The sequence below is a fragment of the Jeotgalibacillus marinus genome (assembly GCF_040801915.1).
In the GTDB taxonomy this organism is placed as follows: domain Bacteria; phylum Bacillota; class Bacilli; order Bacillales; family Jeotgalibacillaceae; genus Jeotgalibacillus; species Jeotgalibacillus marinus.
This window is the reverse complement of sequence record NZ_JBFMIA010000286.1, coordinates 1-237: the sequence shown is the minus strand read 5'-3', so window position 1 is coordinate 237 and position 237 is coordinate 1. Positions and strand designations below refer to the sequence as shown.

Genomic DNA, 237 nt, shown 5'->3' with positions numbered 1-237 from the left:
GACCCTGATGACAGGAACTGCCTATTTCCCAGGAGGAATGGGAGAATTTTTTGCAGCTGCGGGTGATTTTCTCGAATTTGAAAACGGACCTTCCGAAGATATTTACCTGCAATGGGCAACTTATCGAGATGCTTCAGACCAAACCAGTCTCTCCAGAATATGGGGAGGAATTCATCCGCCCGTGGATGATATTCCGGGAAGAATTATGGGTTTTAATATAGGTAGAAAAGCAGTTAA

1 protein-coding gene is annotated in these 237 nt (G+C 44.3%); it reads left to right on the top strand.

All coding sequences use genetic code 11. From position 1 onward, the window contains the following. Positions 1–37: 37 nt before the first annotated feature. The coding region (locus AB1471_RS17875; RefSeq protein WP_367781060.1) for a phosphatase PAP2 family protein at positions 38–237 on the top strand (200 nt) is incomplete at its 3' end.